The organism is Tatumella sp. JGM130 (genome assembly GCF_018257525.1).
GTDB classification, from domain to species: domain Bacteria; phylum Pseudomonadota; class Gammaproteobacteria; order Enterobacterales; family Enterobacteriaceae; genus Tatumella; species Tatumella punctata.
The window spans coordinates 1-1180 of record NZ_JAERJS010000081.1 but is presented as its reverse complement, the minus strand read 5'-3'; the positions used below and the strand labels follow the sequence as shown (position 1 = coordinate 1180).

Below are 1180 nucleotides of genomic sequence, written 5' to 3'. Positions count from 1 at the left end.
ATTAAGCGATAACTTTAGCAACAACACCAGCACCTACAGTACGACCACCTTCACGGATTGCGAAACGCAGACCGTCATCCATCGCGATTGGGTGGATCAGGGTAACAACCATTTTGATGTTGTCGCCTGGCATTACCATCTCTACGCCTTCCGGCAGTTCGATGGTACCGGTCACGTCAGTTGTACGGAAGTAGAACTGTGGACGGTAGCCTTTGAAGAACGGAGTATGACGGCCGCCTTCGTCTTTTGACAGGATATAAACTTCTGATTCGAACTGAGTGTGTGGCTTGATTGAACCTGGTTTTGCCAGGACCTGACCACGTTCGATTTCTTCACGTTTAATACCACGCAGCAGAACGCCAACGTTCTCACCCGCCTGACCCTGGTCCAGCAGTTTACGGAACATTTCAACACCGGTACAGGTTGATTTCGCAGTATCTTTGATACCAACGATTTCAACTTCTTCACCGACTTTGATGATTCCGCGCTCTACACGACCGGTAACGACTGTACCACGACCGGAGATTGAGAATACGTCTTCGATTGGCAGCAGGAATGGCAGGTCGATTGCACGCTCTGGCTCAGGAATGTAAGAATCCAGGAAGCCAGCCAGCTCCAGGATTTTTTCTTCCCATGCTGCGTCGCCTTCCAGTGCTTTCAGCGCTGAACCGCGTACGATTGGCGTATCGTCGCCAGGGAAGTCGTACTGTGACAGCAGGTCACGGACTTCCATTTCTACCAGTTCCAGCAGCTCTTCATCATCAACCATGTCACATTTGTTCAGGAACACGATGATGTAAGGAACGCCTACCTGGCGGCCCAGCAGGATGTGCTCACGGGTCTGAGGCATAGGGCCGTCAGTTGCAGCAACAACCAGGATTGCACCGTCCATCTGTGCAGCACCGGTGATCATGTTTTTAACGTAGTCGGCGTGGCCCGGGCAGTCAACGTGTGCATAGTGACGGGTCGGGGTTTCGTATTCTACGTGTGAAGTATTGATGGTAATACCACGTGCTTTTTCTTCTGGCGCGTTATCGATCTGCGCGAAGTCACGAGCTGCACCGCCGTAGTGTTTAGCCAGCACGGTAGTGATTGCTGCAGTCAGAGTGGTTTTACCGTGGTCAACGTGGCCGATAGTACCGACGTTAACGTGTGGTTTGTTACGTTGAAATTGCTCTTT

General features: G+C 51.4%; 1 protein-coding gene. It reads right to left on the bottom strand.

From position 1 onward, the window contains the following. Window position 1: 1 nt before the first annotated feature. Window positions 2-1180, bottom strand: a 1179-nt coding sequence (gene tuf / locus JK211_RS16740) for an elongation factor Tu (protein WP_212709744.1), incomplete at its 5' end; no start/stop codon positions are given.